This is a genomic window from Pseudoalteromonas sp. R3, from assembly GCF_004014715.1.
Classification (GTDB): domain Bacteria; phylum Pseudomonadota; class Gammaproteobacteria; order Enterobacterales; family Alteromonadaceae; genus Pseudoalteromonas.
Genome location: NZ_CP034835.1, coordinates 298,413 through 316,982 on the forward strand (window position 1 = coordinate 298,413; position 18,570 = coordinate 316,982).

An 18,570-nucleotide genomic window follows, 5' to 3' on the forward strand; every position below is an offset into this window, starting at 1 on the left:
AACTCCCGTTAACAGGCATAAGGCCGTTACTTCAGCTTACTTAAATCAAGCGCTTGCCAGTGTGGGAAGTGCTTGCGAACCAGGGCATTCAACTCCAGCTCAAATTCGCTGAACTGTTGCTTCTCACTGACTTGCTCATCCAGAATGGCATCGATCATGCCTGCGCCTACGGTCAGGTTGCTCAGACGATCAATCAGGATAAAGGCGCCCGTTTCGTGGTTATCACGATATACATCGGCAGCAATGGTTTCCGTCAGCTCCAGCGTAACAATAGCAATTTCATTTAGCTGCAGGCTATCAGCCTCACCATGTTCTAGCGTATTGACGTCAATGGTGTGGTCAATTTGTTTCACGATGGCTGCCGTACTCTTCGCACCTAGCTTAAAGTTATACGTTTTGCCCAGCACCAGAGGCGCTTCGTGCATCCACACCAGCTTGGCCTGGATCAGGTTGGTTGCCTTAGTGGATGAGTCTGCCGGGACAATCACATCACCACGGCTGACATCCACTTCGTCATTCAAGGTGATGGTCAGCGCCTGACCGGTCTCAGCTTGTTCGAGGTTACCGTCGAAGGTGACCAGTTCTTTGATGGTACTGGTTTTACCCGAAGGTAAAATCTTAACCGCCTGACCAACACTTAGTGCACCAGACGTCAAGGTGCCCTGAAAGCCACGGAAGTCCAGATTAGGACGTACTACATACTGCACCGGGAAGCGGGCTTCAAATGCACTGTTTGGCTCAGCAGCCGGAGAATCTTCCAGCAGCGCCATCAGTGGCTGATCAGTGTAGTAAGGCGTGTGCTCAGAACGGGTAACGACGTTGTCACCTTTCAGAGCCGAAATTGGCACGAATTTGATGTCATTGACGTCCAGCTGCTCTGCAAACTTCAGGTAATCGGCTTTGATTTTCTCGAACACGGCTTCATCAAAGTCAACGATGTCCATTTTGTTGATGGCCACAACAAATTGCTTGATACCCAGCGAGTCACAGATAAAGCTGTGGCGCTTGGTCTGGATCTGCACACCATAGCGGGCATCTACCAGAATAATCGCCAGATCGCTGGTTGAAGCGCCGGTAACCATGTTGCGGGTGTATTGCTCGTGTCCTGGGGTGTCAGCGATGATGAACTTGCGTTTGGCCGTCGAGAAGTAGCGATAGGCTACGTCGATGGTGATACCTTGTTCACGCTCTGCCTGCAAACCATCAACCAGCAAGGCAAGATCCAGCTCTTCACCGGCATTACCGACTTTTTCGTTGTCTTTATGCAGCGCTGCTAACTGATCTTCATAGATCTGGTGGCTGTCGTGCAACAAACGACCGATCAGGGTGGATTTACCGTCGTCTACACTGCCGCAGGTCATCATGCGCAACAGGCTCTTGTCCTGCTGACGTGACAAGTAGGTTTCAATCCCCAGTTCTTTTACTTCATTTGCGGTAGACATTAGAAATACCCCTCACGTTTTTTCTTCTCCATTGACCCGGATGAGTCATGGTCGATGACCCGGCCTTCACGCTCGGAAGAGGTCGATAACAACATTTCTTCGATGATCCCGGTCAGGGTGTTAGCCTCAGATTCAACGGCACCTGTCAGCGGGTAGCAGCCCAGCGTACGGAAACGGACCGACTTCATCTCAGGCACTTCCCCTTCCGCCAGAGGCATACGTTCGTCGTCGACCATGATTAATGTGCCATCACGCTCAACCACAGGACGTTTCTCAGCTAGATATAGCGGTACGATCTCAATGTTTTCCTGGTAGATGTATTGCCAAATATCCAGCTCAGTCCAGTTTGACAGCGGGAATACACGAATACTTTCGCCCGGATTCACCTGACCGTTGTAGGTATTCCACAGCTCGGGACGCTGATTTTTTGGGTCCCAGCGATGGTGTTTGTCGCGGAAAGAATAGACACGCTCTTTGGCACGAGACTTTTCTTCATCACGGCGTGCACCACCAAATGCGGCATCGAAGCCGTACTTATTTAATGCCTGTTTAAGGCCCTGGGTTTTCATGATGTCAGTGTGTTTGGCTGAGCCGTGGGTGAATGGACCAACGCCCATCTCTAACCCTTCCGGGTTCTTGTGCACAATCAGGTCAAAGTTATATTCTTTGGCCAGACGATCACGAAACTCAATCATCTCGCGGAATTTCCAGTCCGTGTCTACATGCAGCAGAGGGAAGGGGATCTTTGCCGGGAAAAACGCTTTACGTGCTAAGTGAAGGAGTACCGATGAGTCTTTACCGATAGAGTAAAGCATCACTGGGTTTTCAAACTCAGCAGCGACTTCGCGAATAATCTTTATACTTTCAGCCTCAAGTTGCTGAAGGTGAGTTAAAGCCATTGTCGTCGTCCTACTTAAATACGAAAAATAAAGTGGTTCATGTGTCAGGCGATCTTAGCGAGCGGCTGAGCGTAACTTGCAATTTGTTCTGTCTTACCAAACCAGGCCAGCTCCTGATGCAAAGCGGCTACTTCGCCGATGATCAGCAGCGCTGGAGACTGGATATTGTTGGCTTCGATTTGCGCTGCCAGTTGACCAAGTTCAGTGGTCACAACACGCTGTGATTTGCGTGTACCATTTTCAACGATGGCCACAGGCGTGTGTTCACTGCGGCCATGGGCCAGCAGTTGGGCCTGTATATGTGGCGATTTAATAACCCCCATATAAATAGCCAAAGTCTGGTTGGGCTTGGCCAGCGATTGCCAGTCCAGTTCTTGCCCTTCTTTTTTACAATGTCCTGTCACAAACTGAATAGCCTGAGCATGGTCTCGGTGTGTAAGCGGTATACCCGCATAGGCACTGCACCCCGCAGCAGCGGTAATACCTGGCACAATTTGATAGCGGATGTTTGCCGCGGCCAGTACCTGAACTTCTTCGCCACCCCGGCCGTAAATGAACGGGTCACCGCCTTTGATGCGGCATACCTTTTTACCTTGTTGGGCCAGCTCAACCAACATCTGATTGGTGTCTTCCTGTTTAACACTGTGGTGTCCGGCACGCTTACCGACACAGATGAGGTCGGCATCGCGTCTGACCAGTTCCATAATTTCATCGGACACCAGGTAGTCATACACCACTACATCAGCTTGTTGCATCAATTGCAGTGCCTTGAGCGTCAGTAATTCCGGATCGCCCGGGCCTGCGCCTACGACATAGACTTCGCCTTGTGGCTCTGCGGTCTCGTCCAGCATGTCATGCAGCTGCTGTTGCGCACCTTGTGTGTCTCCGCTTTGTACTTTACTGACGACATGTGAGTCGAATACTCGCTCCCAGAATTGACGGCGATCCGCAAAATGCTTAAAACGGCCTTTTACCTTGTCTCTGAATCCGCCCACCAGTTCAGCTAACGGGCCAATATGTTGTGGGATCAGGGTTTCGAGTTTTTCTCTTAAACGGCGCGCCAATACAGGTGCTGTACCGGCACTGGAAATCGCAATGGTAATGGGGTTACGGTCAACGATAGACGGAAAAATAAAACTGCACTTTGGCTGGTCATCAACTACATTGACGAAAATATTGCGAGCATCCGCAGCATCACGCACCTGTGCGTTAACGTCATCGTTGTCGGTGGCAGCAATGACCAGTGCCATACCGTCAACTGCGTCGGCACTGAAGTAGGCGTTTTTCAGATTAAGCTCGCCTTCCTCAGATAACTGGGTTAGCTCGTCGCAAAATTCAGGTGCCAGCACGGTTACGTCGGCGCGGGCTTTGAGCAGCGCGCGGATCTTCCTCAGTGCAACTTCACCGCCGCCGACGACCAGCACGGGTTTGTTGTCCAACTTGGTAAAGATAGGTAAGTACTGCACGCTGTTGCCCCTTAAACATCGTAAAACTTGATATAAGCCAACTCTGGCTTTTTCTAGAGTGGCAGAATATCCCGCGTACTGGCAGGGAAAAAATAACTTAAACCCAGTTTTTATAACTAAAAGTTATATAAACCGCATGAAACAGGCTTACCTCATATATATCAAGGGTTTAGCGTGGATACATGTGTCTGAGAACAGTTATAGCTATTGGTTATGAGTTATAATTTCGACAATTTATCCTAAAGCGTGCTTACTAGCACTGAACAATGACGTAACTTTAGCCCGGGCGGCTGGCTGGATAAGCGAGCGTGATCAAGTGAACTTGTTCGGTAATGGAGCGGACAAATGTCCTGTGGCCAAGTGGTGCAAGCAGCTAACGTTGAAGTCCGACTCATATCATGCAGCCATGTCCTCAGGGCCTGGGCAGTAAAAAGGAAACGAATATGAAAATGCAAGCCGTCGCACGCGAGGTGCTTGGATTAATGGATCTGACGTCGTTAAACGAACAAGATAACGAAGCCAGTATCATTGCGTTGTTAGACAGCATTCGACCAGAACTGGGATTACCCGCTGCGGTGTGTGTGTATCCGCAGTTTGTGGCGTTATGCAAAAGGGAGCTGGCACGTCGAGGCTGGTCACAGGTGAAGGTCGCCACTGTCACTAATTTCCCCAGCGGTAAGCAGTCGCTGCAGCAAGTGCTGACACAGACTAAAGAGGCGTTGCAGGCCGGAGCCGATGAGATTGATCTGGTCATGCCTTATCAGCAGCTCCAGGCGGGCGACCCGGATACGCCCTGGCAGTATGTGCGCTCCAGCAAGCAACTCTGTGGCGCACAGGCAAAACTTAAAGTGATCATTGAATCTGGGGTGCTGGAAAATGTGCAGCAAATCGCTCAGGCCAGTGATGTTGCCATTCTGGCTGGGGCTGACTTTATCAAAACCAGTACCGGCAAAGTGCCGGTGAATGCGACGTTAGAAGCGACAAAAATCATGCTTGAGCGTATTCAAGTGTCGGGTAAAAAGGTTGGCTTTAAAGCCGCTGGCGGCGTTAAAAGTGTTGAGCAAGCAAATGATTACTTACAAGTCGCAGTTGATATCATGGGTAATGACTGGTTGTGTTCAGAACATTTCCGGTTTGGCGCATCGAGCTTGCTACAGGATGTACATAACCAACTGGATTGTTCAGACTAACGGAGGGTAAGGTGAAGCGTGACCAGGCTGTAATGCGCGATAGTGAGCGAGAGAAGCAACAGCTGGAGCATGGTGCGGCCAAGCTATTTATGCGCAGCTATGAGCGCCTCACTCACACGCCCATGCGTCATATCTGGCACAATCAACCCGCAAAACCCGATGTGAGTTGTTATCTGGGTGAGTCACAACTCGACATCGAAGTTGCCCACCTGTATGCCAGTGAAACGGAAGCGATGGCCGTACTTGGTCGCCCGTTGTCACTGACCATGCAACGTGAATTGGCAGTGATGGCCCAGGCGCCGAGTACACAGCGACTGAATACAGGCCTCGGTCGCTTACTAAAACAAAAGGCGGGGAAGCATTATCATTCTCAGCGTGTTTGGCTGTTGATCCGAAATGCCAGCCCAATGTGGCACCGGGCCGACTTTGAAAGAGAATTACCACACTTACCCGTTCCCCTAACACATCCTTTCGAACAAATATGGCTGCTTTGTGATTTCTTCTATGGTGATCCGCTGCGCTTGTTTTAGCTGGGAAATTTCGAGTTCTTAGCGCTTGGTAGAAGCAGAACCAGCCTGAAATTGGCACAAATACCGCTTTGCGCATCTTTTACTCTTGTTTTCAGTTTGTTCGTCAGTATAATGGGCATCCACTTTGCAGGGGCGTAGTTCCAATTGGTAGAACAGCGGTCTCCAAAACCGATGGTTGCGGGTTCGAGTCCTGCCGCCCCTGCCACTCTTAATAATCAGTCCAAATCTAAAATAATGGGTTTTACCACCACCGCTTATTTGTAAATTTGGATTGAAATGGATTAACCCTGCTCATATGTAGGGTTGTTGTGTCTGTATTTAAGGTAAAAATAAATTATGAGCACTAATGTTGAAAACCCGTCTAGCTCGATGGACACGGTAAAGTGGTTGTTGGCAGTCGTTTTATTGACTGGCGCAGTTGTTGGTAACTACATGTACGCTGATATCTCAGTGTTGACGCGCGCGATCGGTGTGGTAGTTGCGATTGGTGCAGCATTGGGTATTGCTGCGACAACTGAAAAAGGGCGCACCTTTATCGCTTTCGCCAAAGAGTCTAGAATTGAGGTTCGCAAGGTAGTTTGGCCAACGCGTCAGGAAACAACACACACGACCTTTATCGTGATGGCTGCGACAGTTGTTATGGCACTGATCCTGTGGGGATTAGACGGCATTCTGTTCCGCGCCGTTGGTTTTTTAACCGGCTTGACCTTTTAATAGGCTAGCGTTTTAACTGGATTGGAGATCTGATCCCATGTCGGATGAGAACAAAGAAAAGAAATTACGTTGGTACGTAATTCAGGCGTTTTCAGGTTTTGAAAAGCGCGTTGCTCAAACCATTATTGAGCACATTAAAATCGAAGGTCTGGAAGACTACTTCGGTGAAGTACTAGTCCCAACTGAAGAAGTTGTGGAGATGCGTGCCGGACAAAAGCGTAAGTCTGAGCGTAAATTCTTCCCAGGCTACGTGTTAGTTGAAATGGTGATGGATGATGCATCCTGGCACCTGGTCAACAGTACACCACGTGTGATGGGCTTTGTGGGTGGTACGTCAGATCGTCCAGCGCCAATCAGCAAAAAAGAAGCTGATCGTATTCTTAACCGTCTGCAGGAAAATGCAGAAGCACCTAAGCCAGCGACCTTGTTCGAGCCAGGTGAAGTGGTACGTGTTATTGATGGTCCATTTGCTGACTTTAATGGCGTTGTGGAAGAAGTCGATTACGAGAAGAGTCGTCTGAAAGTATCGGTACTGATCTTCGGTCGTTCTACACCGGTTGACCTGGAGTTTGGACAGGTTGAGCAAGATAAGTAATTTTGTTGTTTAAAACAGCAAAAGTTATTGCCAAAGGCCGCTGGTTAATCTATAATCAGCGGCCTTTTTGTATGTCATTACGATGACGCACAAAAAGACAGATTTTTTTAATTGGGAAGCCGTCTGAGTACGCGTCCTCGCGCGCACAAGGCTAAGACCCACATAACGAGGTATTATCATGGCTAAAAAAGTTGAAGCTTTAATCAAGCTACAAGTTGCTGCTGGTATGGCTAACCCTAGTCCTCCAGTAGGTCCTGCACTAGGTCAACACGGTGTAAACATCATGGAATTCTGTAAAGCGTTCAACGCACGTACAGAGTCTATCGAGAAAGGTGCACCGGTTCCTGTAATCATTTCTGTTTACAACGACCGTTCTTTCACTTTCGACATGAAAACTCCACCTGCTTCTTACCTTCTTAAGAAAGCAGCTGGTATCAAGTCTGGTTCTGGCCGTCCTAACACTGAGAAAGTGGGTACTGTTACTCGCGCTCAGCTTGAAGAGATCGTTGAGACTAAACGTCCGGATCTTACTGCTGCTGATATGGACGCAGCTGTACGCACGATTGCAGGTTCTGCACGTGCAATGGGCTTGAACGTAGAGGGGTAATTGAGAATGGCTAAATTAACTAAGCGTATGCGTACTATCCGCGAAAAAGTGGATGTTACTAAAGAATACGAAATCAACGAAGCTGTTGCTCTTCTTAAAGAACTGGCTACTGCTAAGTTCGTTGAAAGCGTAGACGTTGCTGTAAACCTGGGTATCGATGCTCGTAAATCTGACCAAAACGTACGTGGTGCAACTGTACTACCTCACGGTACTGGTCGTGAAGTACGCGTAGCAGTATTCACTCAAGGTGCAAACGCTGATGCAGCAAAAGAAGCTGGTGCTGATCTGGTAGGCATGGAAGACCTTGCTGAGCAGGTTAAGAAAGGCGAAATGAACTTCGACGTAGTTGTTGCTTCTCCGGATGCAATGCGCGTAGTTGGTCAACTAGGTCAAATCCTAGGTCCACGTGGCCTTATGCCTAACCCTAAGACTGGTACTGTAACGCCTAACGTTGCAGAGGCAGTTAAAAACGCTAAAGCGGGTCAGGTTCGCTACCGTAACGACAAAAACGGCATCATCCACACCACTATCGGTAAGGTTGATTTCGACGCTAACCAGCTTCAGGAAAACCTGGAAGCACTTATCGTTGCGCTTAAGAAGGCTAAGCCTTCACAAGCTAAAGGTACTTACGTGAAGAAAGTAAGCATCTCAACGACTATGGGCGCGGGTGTTGCTGTAGACCAAGCTACTCTAAACACGCAAGTGGCTTAATTTAGAGATAAGCGTTTACATGGCGTAAAAATTAGACTATAATTTTGCGCCATTTCATTGAGAGTCTAACTCTCAACGAAGCAAAGAATTCGGGTTGAAGCGCATAATTTCGGCACTTTGCAGGCTTTATAGTCTACAATGATCCGATAAATTGCGTTTCCGTCCAAGACCGTAGGTGTAACTGAGTTACTTAATTCCCTACGTAGACGGTGTGAATCCCAGCTAGATTTTTCCTAATCTTCTGGTTCTCGCCGTAAAAAGCAGCTCTGAGTCGAAAGACAATGAGTAAAGTAGAACTGGGACACGTTCCCATCATAACCAGGAGTAACACCCATGGCTTTAAATCTTCAAGACAAAAAAGCAATTGTTGCTGAAGTCAACGAAGCTGCCAAAGGTGCTCTGTCTGCAGTTGTTGCAGATTCTCGTGGTGTAACAGTAGATGCGATCACTGCACTTCGTAAAGAAGCTCGTGAAGCAGGCGTATGGATGAAAGTTGTCCGTAACACGCTAGCTAAGCGCGCTGTAGAAGGTACTGACTATGAGTGCCTTAACGAATCGCTAGTGGGCCCAAGCCTAATCGCTTTCTCTTCAGAGCACCCAGGTGCTGCAGCTCGTATCTTCGCTGATTTCGCGAAGAAGAACGAGTTGTTCGAACTGAAAGCGGCTGCATTTGAAGGCAATGTTGTAGACGTAGACATGCTAGCTAAGCTGCCTACTTACGACGAAGCTGTTGCACGCCTAATGAGCGCTATGAAAGAAGCGTCAGCTGGTAAATTGTGTAAAACAATTGAAGCTGTACGTGTTCAGAAAGCTGAAGCAGCTGCTTAATAGCACGCTTCTTACTTTCACAAATAAATTTTTAGAACCCCATGGTTCGTGATTAATTAGGAAACTTAAAATGTCTGTAACTAAAGACCAAATCCTTGACGCGATTGCTGAAATGTCAGTAATGGAAGTTGTTGAACTAGTTGAAGCAATGGAAGAAAAATTCGGCGTAACTGCAGCTGCTGCTGTTGTTGCTGCTGGTCCTGCTGAAGCTGCTGAAGAAAAGACTGAGTTCGACGTAATCCTAGCTGGCGCTGGCGGTAACAAAGTTGCTGCTATCAAAGCTGTACGTGGTGCAACTGGTCTTGGCCTTAAAGAAGCAAAAGCTCTTGTTGAGTCTGCTCCTGCGCCAATCAAAGAAGCTGTTTCTAAAGAAGAAGCTGAAGCACTTAAGAAAGATCTTGAAGAAGCTGGTGCTGAAGTTGAGATCAAGTAATCTGGCATTTGCTAGGTTCGCTGCCTGAGCAATCAGGCAAGGGCTGGTGATTATTTAATCACCGGCCCTTTTGCGCTATAGAGCGACGCTTTCCTGTTGCGCAATAAATTCCTATGTTTTTTCTTATTTTTCAATCTGTTAGTAGTATTTTGAAAGTGAGTGACTCATAGGACGACAATTAGATGTTGTTATCATGGCTTAGATGCCAATGAAGTCTGTTCTCCATGAACAGGTTGGGTCAAAGATCAGCAAGCTGAGGAACCCCATGGCTTACTCTTATTCTGAAAAGAAACGTATCCGTAAGGATTTTGGTAAACGTCCACAAGTTTTGGACATACCTTTCCTTTTGCAAACGCAGTTGGAATCGTTCAAAAAGTTCATTACACCGGACGCTGATGGTGATACCGGACTGGAAGCGGCATTCCGTTCTGTGTTCCCGATCAAAAGCTACTCGGGCAATTCTGAGCTTCAATACGTTAGCTATCGTATTGGAGAGCCAGTATTCGATGTAAAAGAATGTCAAATTCGCGGTGTGACTTTTTCTGCTCCACTTCGCGTAAAACTTCGTCTTGTGCTAATGGACAAAGATGCACCAGGCACAGTCAAAGACATTAAAGAGCAAGAAGTTTACATGGGCGAAATCCCGCTCATGACTGACACAGGTACTTTTGTTATCAATGGTACTGAACGTGTTATCGTTTCTCAGCTACACCGTTCACCTGGTGTATTCTTTGATAACGACCGTGGTAAATCACACTCGTCGGGTAAAGTACTATATAACGCACGCGTGATCCCTTACCGTGGTTCGTGGTTAGACTTTGAATTCGATGTAAAAGATAACCTGTTTGTACGTATCGACCGTCGTCGTAAACTGCCTGCGTCAATCATTCTACGTGCTCTTGAGTTCTCAACTGAAGAAATTCTTGGCATGTTCTTCGAAACCACTGCGTTCGAAGTGACAAACGGCAAAGTGATGATGGAATTGGTGCCATCTCGACTACGTGGTGAAACCGCTGCTTTTGATATCAAAGATGCAGACGGTGAAGTCCTGGTTGAACAGGGTCGTCGTATCACAGCCCGTCATATAAAAACAATCGAGAAAAAGGGCATTGACCAGCTTGAAGTACCGCATGAGTACATCATTGGTCGTGTGGTTGCGAGAAACTACATTGATGAATCAACTGGTGAGATCATTGCAGAAGCAAATGCTGAGCTGTCTCTGGAGTTGATGGCCGAGCTTGTGAAAGCAGGTCACACTAAAATTGATACCCTGTACATCAACGATGTAGATAGCGGTGCTTACATGTCGGAAACTGTGCGTATTGACAGCACATCAAACCGTCTTGAAGCGCTGGTAGAAATCTACCGTATGATGCGCCCGGGTGAGCCACCAACAAAAGAAGCAGCGGAAGCGTTGTTTGACAACCTGTTCTTCTCTGACGAGCGCTATGATTTGTCAACGGTTGGTCGTATGAAGTTCAACAGCCGTGTTGGTTATGACACTGACACAGGCCCTGGCACGCTGAGCAAAGAAGACATTGTTAGCGTGATGAAGGTGTTGATCGACATCCGTAACGGTAAAGGCGATGTGGACGATATCGACCACTTAGGTAACCGTCGTATCCGTTCTGTAGGTGAAATGGCAGAAAACCAGTTCCGCGTAGGTCTGGTACGTGTAGAGCGTGCTGTACGTGAGCGTCTGAGCTTAGGTGATCTGGACAACGTGATGCCTCAGGACCTGATCAATGCGAAGCCTATTTCTGCTGCCGTTAAAGAATTCTTTGGTTCTTCACAGCTGTCTCAGTTTATGGACCAGAACAACCCGCTGTCAGAAGTAACGCACAAGCGTCGTATTTCTGCACTTGGTCCGGGTGGTCTGACTCGTGAACGTGCTGGCTTCGAGGTTCGAGACGTACACGTTACTCACTACGGTCGTGTTTGTCCTATCGAAACGCCTGAAGGTCCAAACATCGGTCTGATCAACTCATTGTCTACATACGCACGTACTAACGATTATGGTTTCCTTGAAACACCATATCGTAAAGTCGTTGACGGTGTAGTAACGGATGACGTTGATTACCTGTCTGCAATTGAAGAAGGTCAGTTCGTAATCGCACAGGCGAACACTAACCTGACTGAAGAAAACCAATTTGCAGAAGAGCTGATCCCATGTCGTTATAAAGGCGAATCAACCTTTATGCCAAGCGACAGCATCCAGTATATGGATGTATCTCCACAGCAGGTTATCTCTGTGGCAGCAGCACTTATCCCATTCCTTGAACACGATGATGCGAACCGTGCATTGATGGGATCGAACATGCAACGTCAGGCTGTACCAACACTGCGCGCAGATAAGCCGCTGGTAGGTACAGGTATCGAGCGTACGCTGGCAAAAGACTCTGGTGTAACCATTGTTGCTAAGCGTGGCGGTGTGGTGAAGTATGCAGATGCAAGCCGTATCGTTGTTAACGTGAACGAAGAAGAGCGCGTACCTGGTGAAGCAGGTATCGACATCTATAACCTGACTAAATACACCCGCTCTAACCAGAACACCTGTATCAACCAAAAACCAACTTGTATGGTTGGTGAACCGGTCGTACGTGGTGATGTTCTGGCGGATGGTCCTTCGACTGACCTAGGCGACCTGGCTCTTGGTCAAAACCTGCGTGTGGCATTCATGCCATGGAATGGTTATAACTTCGAGGATTCAATTCTACTGTCTGAGCGCGTTGTTCAGGAAGATCGTCTAACTACGATCCACATCCAGGAACTACAGTGTATTGCACGTGATACTAAGCTTGGTCCAGAAGAGATCACTGCTGATATCCCGAACGTGGGTGAGTCTGCGCTAGGTAAGCTGGACGAATCAGGTGTTGTATACATCGGTGCTGAAGTGAAAGGCGGCGATATCCTGGTTGGTAAAGTAACGCCTAAAGGTGAAACTCAATTAACGCCTGAAGAGAAGCTACTGCGTGCTATTTTCGGTGAAAAAGCGTCTGATGTGAAAGACAGCTCACTACGTGTACCTAACTCTGTATCTGGTACCGTTATCGACGTTCAGGTCTTTACCCGTGATGGTGTAGAAAAAGACAAGCGTGCGCTGGAAGTTGAAGACATGCAGCTTCGCGAAGCGAAGAAAGACTTCAACGAAGAGTTCCGTATTCTTGAAGGTGGTATCCTGACTCGTGCGCGTGACCTGCTGGTACGTGCTGGTCTGAGCGAAGACAAGATCGCTGATCTAAACGCTGATAAGTTACTGACGCAAAGCCTGGCTGACGAAGAGCAGCAAGCTGAGCTGGAGCAACTGGCAGCGCAGTACGACGAGCTGAAAGCTGAATACGATAAGAAGTTCGAGAACAAGCGTCGTAAGATCACTCAAGGTGATGACCTGGCGCCGGGTGTACTGAAGATCGTTAAGGTTTACCTGGCTGTTAAGCGTCGCATCCAACCGGGTGATAAGATGGCGGGTCGTCACGGTAACAAGGGTGTTATCTCTACTATCGTGCCTGTTGAAGACATGCCTTACGATGACAAAGGTCGTACGGTAGACATCGTTCTGAACCCGCTGGGTGTACCATCGCGGATGAACATCGGTCAGATCCTTGAAACTCACATGGGTCTTGCTGCACGTGGTATCGGTGAGCGCATCGAAGACATGATGAAAGAGCAACGTGAACTGCACGAAATGCGCGACTTCATCAAGAAAGCTTACGAAATTGGTGACTGTCGTCAGAAAGTAGATATTGAGAACTTCTCTGATGATGAGATCCGTCGCTTGGCACACAACCTCAAAGGCGGTCTACCAATCGCGACACCTGCGTTTGACGGTGCTCGCGAAGCTGAAATCAAAGACATGCTAGAGCTGGGTGGTTACCCACGAAGTGGTCAGGTAACGCTATATGATGGTCGTACTGGTGATGCATTTGAGCGTCAGGTAACGGTCGGCTACATGTATATGCTGAAACTGAACCACCTTGTTGATGACAAGATGCACGCACGTTCTACCGGTTCTTACAGCCTGGTTACTCAGCAGCCGCTGGGTGGTAAGGCACAGTTCGGTGGTCAGCGTTTCGGTGAGATGGAGGTATGGGCACTTGAAGCATACGGTGCTGCCTACACGCTACAGGAAATGCTGACAGTTAAGTCGGATGACGTAAATGGTCGTACTAAGATGTATAAGAACATCGTAGACGGCAACCATAAGATGGAGCCGGGCATGCCGGAATCATTCAACGTATTGTTGAAAGAGATCCGCTCGCTGGGTATCAACATCGAATTGGAAGAAAGTTGATCCGCCGGGCCGCCTAAGCGGCCCAGACCGGACTGAAAAGAATGAAGGGGCAAGCCTGGCTTGCCCTCAAGATTAACTCCGACAGGAGAGCTAAGGTGAAAGACTTACTTAAGTTTCTGAAGCAACAAAATAAGACCGAAGAATTCGATGCAATTCGCATTGGTCTTGCTTCGCCGGACATGGTGCGTTCATGGTCCTACGGTGAGGTAAAGAAACCTGAGACAATTAACTACCGTACTTTCAAGCCTGAGCGTGACGGCTTATTCTGTGCCCGTATCTTCGGCCCAGTAAAAGATTATGAGTGTTTGTGTGGTAAGTACAAGCGCTTGAAGCACCGTGGTGTGATCTGTGAAAAGTGTGGCGTTGAAGTTACACTGACTAAAGTACGCCGTGACCGCATGGGTCACATTGAGCTGGCAAGCCCAGTTGCACACATTTGGTTCCTAAAATCATTGCCGTCTCGTATCGGCCTGATGCTGGACATGACGCTTCGTGATATCGAGCGTGTACTTTACTTCGAGTCATTCGTTGTAACTGAACCTGGCATGACTACGCTTGAGCGTGGCCAGCTGTTAGGTGAAGAAGAGTACCTGGATGCTCTGGAAGAGCACGGTGACGAGTTCGAAGCTAAGATGGGTGCCGAAGCGGTGCTTGATCTGCTACGTGACCTGGATCTGGGTCAACTGATCGCAGAAATGCGTGAAGAGCTGCCAACTATCAATTCTGAGACCAAGCGTAAGAAGATTACTAAGCGTCTTAAGTTGATGGAAGCGTTCCACCAGTCAGGTAACAACCCTGAGTGGATGGTAATGAGCGTACTGCCAGTTCTGCCACCTGATCTACGTCCATTGGTACCACTGGATGGTGGTCGTTTCGCGACGTCTGATCTGAACGATTTATACCGTCGTGTTATCAACCGTAACAACCGTCTTAAGCGTCTACTTGATTTGGCGGCACCGGACATCATCGTACGCAACGAAAAGCGTATGTTGCAAGAAGCGGTAGATGCACTGCTAGATAACGGTCGTCGCGGCCGTGCGATCACAGGTTCTAACAAGCGTCCTCTGAAGTCGCTTGCAGACATGATCAAAGGTAAGCAAGGTCGTTTCCGTCAAAACCTACTAGGTAAACGTGTAGACTACTCAGGCCGTTCTGTAATCACAGTAGGCCCAACACTGAAATTACACCAGTGTGGTCTGCCTAAGAAGATGGCACTTGAGCTATTCAAGCCATTTATCTACGGCAAACTAGAGCGTCGCGGCATGGCGACAACCATCAAAGCTGCGAAGAAGATGGTTGAGCGCGAAGTACCAGAGGTTTGGGACGTACTAGATGAAGTTATCCGCGAGCACCCAGTTCTACTGAACCGTGCACCTACACTTCACAGACTAGGTATCCAGGCGTTTGAACCGGTTCTGATCGAAGGTAAAGCAATCCACCTGCACCCGCTAGTGTGTGCGGCGTATAACGCTGACTTCGATGGTGACCAAATGGCGGTACACGTACCGTTGACACTGGAAGCACAGCTTGAAGCACGTGCCCTGATGATGTCGACCAACAACATCCTGTCTCCTGCGAACGGTGAACCAATCATCGTACCTTCACAGGACGTTGTATTGGGTCTGTACTATATGACTCGTGACCGCATCAATGCAAAAGGTGAAGGCATTGCCTTCAAAGATGCGAAAGAAGCTGAAAAAGCTTATCGTACTGGTGCGGCTGAACTCCATGCACGCGTTAAAGTACGCATTGAAGAAGTCCATATTGATGGCGAAACAGGTGAGCGTAAAGACGTAACTGAAGTGGTTGAAACCACAGTTGGTCGTGCCATCCTGTCCTTGATCTTGCCAACCGGCCTGCCGTTTGAGTTGATCAACCGCACGTTGGGTAAAAAGCAGATCTCTGGTTTGTTGAACGAGTGTTATCGTCGTCTGGGTCTGAAAGATACCGTTATCTTTGCTGACCAGGTGATGTACACCGGTTTCCACTACGCGATGAAGTCGGGTGTTTCTATCGGTATTAACGATATGGTAATCCCACCTACGAAAGCAGGTATCATCGAAGCGGCAGAAGCCGAAGTTACAGAAATCAACCAGCAATTCCAGTCTGGTCTTGTAACTGCGGGTGAGAAATACAACAAAGTTATCGATATCTGGTCACGTGTTAATGAAAACTTGTCACGTGAGATGATGGCGAACTTGTCGAAAGACACGGTTGTGAATGCAAAAGGTGAAGAAGAAGAGCAAGACTCTTTCAACTCAGTATTCATGATGGCTGACTCGGGCGCACGTGGTAGTGCCGCTCAGATCCGTCAGCTAGCCGGTATGCGTGGTCTGATGGCACGTCCGGATGGTTCAATCATCGAAACACCTATCACGGCGAACTTCCGTGAAGGTCTGAACGTACTACAGTACTTCATCTCGACGCACGGTGCGCGTAAAGGTCTAGCCGATACGGCACTTAAGACAGCGAACTCGGGTTATCTGACTCGTCGTCTGGTAGACGTGGCACAAGACTTGGTCATCAACGAAAGCGATTGTGGTACCCTTGAAGGTACAGTGATGAAGCCGCTGATTGAAGGTGGTGACGTTGTAGAACCACTACGCGAGCGTGTATTGGGTCGTGTTGTAGCAGAAGACGTGGTTATCCCTGGCACTGAAGAAGTGCTGGTTGAGCGTAACGTGATGCTTGATGAAAAACTGTGTGACCTGCTAGAAGAGCACTCAGTGGACGAAGTGAAAGTACGCTCGGTTATCACCTGTGAAAACGATTTTGGTGTATGTGCTAACTGTTACGGTCGTGACCTGGCGCGTGGCCATATCATCAATGCGGGTGAGTCTGTGGGTGTTATCGCGGCACAGTCAATCGGTGAGCCGGGTACCCAGCTGACGATGCGTACCTTCCACATCGGTGGTGCGGCATCTCGAGCGTCTGCAGAAAACAGCGTTCAGGTGAAGAACAACGGTAGCATGAAGCTGCACAATGCGAAGTTCGTAATCAATACCGACGGTAAGATAGTGATCACCTCACGTTCGACTGAAATTACGGTTATTGACGAACAAGGCCGTGAGAAAGAGCGCTATAAAGTGCCTTACGGTGCCGTATTGTCAGTGAATGACGGTGCAGAAGTCAAAGGTAACGACATTGTCGCAACCTGGGATCCGCACAGTCACCCAATCATCATCGAGCATGAGTCTAAAGTATCGTTCAGCGACATCGACGATTCTAACACTGAAGCACAGACAGACGAACTGACTGGTCTGACGCGTGTGGTAGTTAAAGACCTTGCTAAGGTGAATGCGAAAGAGCCTAAGCTTATCATTGAAAATGAAGAGCGTGGCCTGCAGGAAATTCGTCTGCCTTCGTTCACTACCATCGAAATCACAGATGGTGCTACGGCTCAGCCGGGTGACGTATTGGCGCGTATTCCTCAGGAAGGTTCGAAGACTCGTGATATCACGGGTGGTCTACCTCGAGTTGCTGACCTATTCGAAGCACGTAAGCCGAAAGATCCAGCAATCCTGGCAGAAATCACAGGTACCGTTAGCTTTGGTAAAGAAACCAAAGGTAAGAAGCGCCTGGTGATCACGCCGGCAGAGGGCGATGCATACGAAGAAATGATCCCGAAATGGCGTCAGCTGAACGTGTTCGAGGGTGAGCAGGTATCTAAAGGTGAAGTTATCGCCGATGGCCCTGAGTCTCCGCACGACATCTTACGTCTACGTGGTGTGACTGACGTATCTAACTACATCGTAAACGAAGTACAAGAAGTATATCGTCTACAGGGTGTAAAGATTAACGATAAGCACATCGAAACCATCATTCGCCAGATGCTACGTAAATGTATCATCATCGATGGTGGTGACAGTGAGTTCCTGGCGGGCGAGCAAGCCGAAGTGGCGCGCGTTAACATCGCAAACCGTGAGCTAGAGAAACAAGGTAAGATCCCAGCTAAGTTCGAAATTCAGCTGATGGGTATTACTAAAGCCTCACTGGCAACAGAATCTTTCATCTCTGCAGCCTCGTTCCAGGAAACAACTCGTGTCCTGACTGAAGCCGCAGTAAATGGTAAGAGTGATGAGCTACGTGGTCTGAAAGAAAACGTTATCGTGGGTCGTCTGATCCCAGCGGGTACCGGTTTCTCTTACCACTTAGATCGCATCAACCGTCGTAAGCAAAATGAAGCTGCAGTTGAAGAGCAGACAGTAAGTGCTGAAGAAGCATCTCAGGCACTGACTGACGCACTAAACGCAGACTTGCTTGGCGGCCAAGACTAAAATTGACGAAAAACGCGTCAATTACAATAAAAAGGCAGCTTTAACGCTGCCTTTTTAGTTGTTTTGGTTGACAGGTTAAACTTTGCTCATTAAAATTCCGCCACCCATTTATTCGTTCGAATAACAGAACGTTTAAATTGGCGAAATTTGATTTTTTCAGTAGTAATTTTTATTAATTCAGGAGCTATTTAATGGCAACTATTAACCAGCTAGTACGTAAGCCACGTCGCAGCAAGGTTACTAAGAGCAACTCAGCTGCTCTTAAAGCTTGTCCTCAAAAGCGTGGTGTATGTACTCGTGTATATACAACTACACCTAAGAAGCCAAACTCTGCACTACGTAAAGTAGCGCGTGTTCGTCTAACGAACGGCTTCGAAGTAACATCTTACATTGGTGGTGAAGGCCACAACTTGCAAGAGCACAGTGTTATCCTTATCCGTGGTGGTCGTGTTAAAGACTTACCAGGTGTGCGTTTCCACACAGTACGTGGCGCGCTTGACTGTGCTGGCGTAAATGACCGTAAACAAGGTCGTTCTAAGTACGGTGCAAAACGTCCTAAGGGCTAATGGTTCTCCGTTAGTAAGGCC

14 protein-coding genes and 1 tRNA gene are annotated in these 18,570 nt (G+C 48.3%); 12 read left to right on the top strand and 3 right to left on the bottom strand.

What is annotated here, in order from left to right; all coding sequences use genetic code 11:
• Window positions 1–26 precede the first annotated feature (26 nt).
• Genes cysN through cysG form a run of 3 tightly spaced genes read right to left on the bottom strand, consistent with a single transcriptional unit; the run spans window position 27 to window position 3,807 of the window.
• On the bottom strand, window positions 27–1,442 hold the full coding sequence (gene cysN / locus ELR70_RS06245) for a sulfate adenylyltransferase subunit CysN (protein ID WP_054016914.1): 1,416 nt from the start codon (window positions 1,440–1,442) through the stop codon (window positions 27–29).
• On the bottom strand, window positions 1,442–2,389 hold the full coding sequence (gene cysD, locus ELR70_RS06250; RefSeq protein WP_268795174.1) for a sulfate adenylyltransferase subunit CysD: 948 nt from the start codon (window positions 2,387–2,389) through the stop codon (window positions 1,442–1,444). The genes cysN and cysD overlap by 1 nt, the downstream gene beginning before the upstream one ends.
• Window positions 2,386–3,807 carry a siroheme synthase CysG gene (gene cysG / locus ELR70_RS06255; protein WP_054016913.1) on the bottom strand — a complete coding sequence of 474 codons (1,422 nt, stop codon included), beginning with the start codon at window positions 3,805–3,807 and terminating at the stop codon, window positions 2,386–2,388. Before cysG ends, cysD begins: the two co-directional genes overlap by 4 nt.
• A gap of 443 nt (window positions 3,808–4,250) precedes the next feature.
• Here cysG and deoC point away from each other — a divergent pair, with 443 nt between their 5' ends.
• From deoC to rpsL, 12 genes are all read left to right on the top strand, one after another.
• On the top strand, window positions 4,251–4,997 hold the full coding sequence (deoC, locus tag ELR70_RS06260) for a deoxyribose-phosphate aldolase (RefSeq protein WP_054016912.1): 747 nt from the start codon (window positions 4,251–4,253) through the stop codon (window positions 4,995–4,997).
• A gap of 32 nt (window positions 4,998–5,029) precedes the next feature.
• Window positions 5,030–5,527, top strand: coding sequence for a hypothetical protein (locus tag ELR70_RS06265; protein WP_054017017.1), 498 nt, complete (start codon window positions 5,030–5,032; stop codon window positions 5,525–5,527).
• A 128-nt stretch (window positions 5,528–5,655) separates the two neighbouring features.
• Window positions 5,656–5,732: transfer RNA gene (locus tag ELR70_RS06270), tRNA-Trp, on the top strand.
• 131 nt (window positions 5,733–5,863) lie between these two features.
• On the top strand, window positions 5,864–6,241 hold the full coding sequence (gene secE, locus ELR70_RS06275; protein WP_054016911.1) for a preprotein translocase subunit SecE: 378 nt from the start codon (window positions 5,864–5,866) through the stop codon (window positions 6,239–6,241).
• Window positions 6,242–6,278: 37 nt separating this feature from the next.
• A complete protein-coding gene (gene nusG, locus ELR70_RS06280) occupies window positions 6,279–6,836 on the top strand; it encodes a transcription termination/antitermination protein NusG (RefSeq protein ID WP_046003846.1) in 558 nt (185 codons plus the stop codon).
• Between the two features lie 178 nt (window positions 6,837–7,014).
• Window positions 7,015–7,443, top strand: a complete 429-nt coding sequence (gene rplK, locus ELR70_RS06285; RefSeq protein WP_010387320.1) for a 50S ribosomal protein L11 — start codon at window positions 7,015–7,017, stop codon at window positions 7,441–7,443.
• A 6-nt stretch (window positions 7,444–7,449) separates the two neighbouring features.
• Window positions 7,450–8,154: a 50S ribosomal protein L1 gene (gene rplA / locus ELR70_RS06290; protein WP_010387319.1), complete on the top strand. Its 705-nt coding sequence runs from the start codon at window positions 7,450–7,452 to the stop codon at window positions 8,152–8,154.
• Between the two features lie 333 nt (window positions 8,155–8,487).
• Window positions 8,488–8,982, top strand: a complete 495-nt coding sequence (gene rplJ / locus ELR70_RS06295) for a 50S ribosomal protein L10 (protein ID WP_010387318.1) — start codon at window positions 8,488–8,490, stop codon at window positions 8,980–8,982.
• 70 nt (window positions 8,983–9,052) lie between these two features.
• Window positions 9,053–9,415, top strand: coding sequence for a 50S ribosomal protein L7/L12 (rplL, locus tag ELR70_RS06300; protein ID WP_023400585.1), 363 nt, complete (start codon window positions 9,053–9,055; stop codon window positions 9,413–9,415).
• A 265-nt stretch (window positions 9,416–9,680) separates the two neighbouring features.
• Window positions 9,681–13,706, top strand: a complete 4,026-nt coding sequence (gene rpoB / locus ELR70_RS06305; RefSeq protein WP_054016910.1) for a DNA-directed RNA polymerase subunit beta — start codon at window positions 9,681–9,683, stop codon at window positions 13,704–13,706.
• A 95-nt stretch (window positions 13,707–13,801) separates the two neighbouring features.
• A complete protein-coding gene (gene rpoC, locus ELR70_RS06310) occupies window positions 13,802–17,983 on the top strand; it encodes a DNA-directed RNA polymerase subunit beta' (protein ID WP_054016909.1) in 4,182 nt (1,393 codons plus the stop codon).
• Window positions 17,984–18,174: 191 nt separating this feature from the next.
• On the top strand, window positions 18,175–18,549 hold the full coding sequence (gene rpsL / locus ELR70_RS06315; RefSeq protein WP_010387308.1) for a 30S ribosomal protein S12: 375 nt from the start codon (window positions 18,175–18,177) through the stop codon (window positions 18,547–18,549).
• The last annotated feature ends 21 nt before the right edge of the window (window positions 18,550–18,570 follow it).

What these genes read in the sequence shown, in the direction of transcription:
- cysN (WP_054016914.1), bottom strand. Translation starts at nt 1,442, where the DNA reads ATGTCTACCGCAAATGAAGTAAAAGAACTGGGGATTGAAACCTACTTG.
- deoC (WP_054016912.1), top strand. Translation starts at nt 4,251, where the DNA reads ATGAAAATGCAAGCCGTCGCACGCGAGGTGCTTGGATTAATGGATCTG.
- ELR70_RS06265 (WP_054017017.1), top strand. Translation starts at nt 5,030, where the DNA reads ATGCGCGATAGTGAGCGAGAGAAGCAACAGCTGGAGCATGGTGCGGCC.
- secE (WP_054016911.1), top strand. Translation starts at nt 5,864, where the DNA reads ATGAGCACTAATGTTGAAAACCCGTCTAGCTCGATGGACACGGTAAAG.
- nusG (WP_046003846.1), top strand. Translation starts at nt 6,279, where the DNA reads ATGTCGGATGAGAACAAAGAAAAGAAATTACGTTGGTACGTAATTCAG.
- rplK (WP_010387320.1), top strand. Translation starts at nt 7,015, where the DNA reads ATGGCTAAAAAAGTTGAAGCTTTAATCAAGCTACAAGTTGCTGCTGGT.
- rplA (WP_010387319.1), top strand. Translation starts at nt 7,450, where the DNA reads ATGGCTAAATTAACTAAGCGTATGCGTACTATCCGCGAAAAAGTGGAT.
- rplJ (WP_010387318.1), top strand. Translation starts at nt 8,488, where the DNA reads ATGGCTTTAAATCTTCAAGACAAAAAAGCAATTGTTGCTGAAGTCAAC.
- rplL (WP_023400585.1), top strand. Translation starts at nt 9,053, where the DNA reads ATGTCTGTAACTAAAGACCAAATCCTTGACGCGATTGCTGAAATGTCA.
- rpoB (WP_054016910.1), top strand. Translation starts at nt 9,681, where the DNA reads ATGGCTTACTCTTATTCTGAAAAGAAACGTATCCGTAAGGATTTTGGT.
- rpsL (WP_010387308.1), top strand. Translation starts at nt 18,175, where the DNA reads ATGGCAACTATTAACCAGCTAGTACGTAAGCCACGTCGCAGCAAGGTT.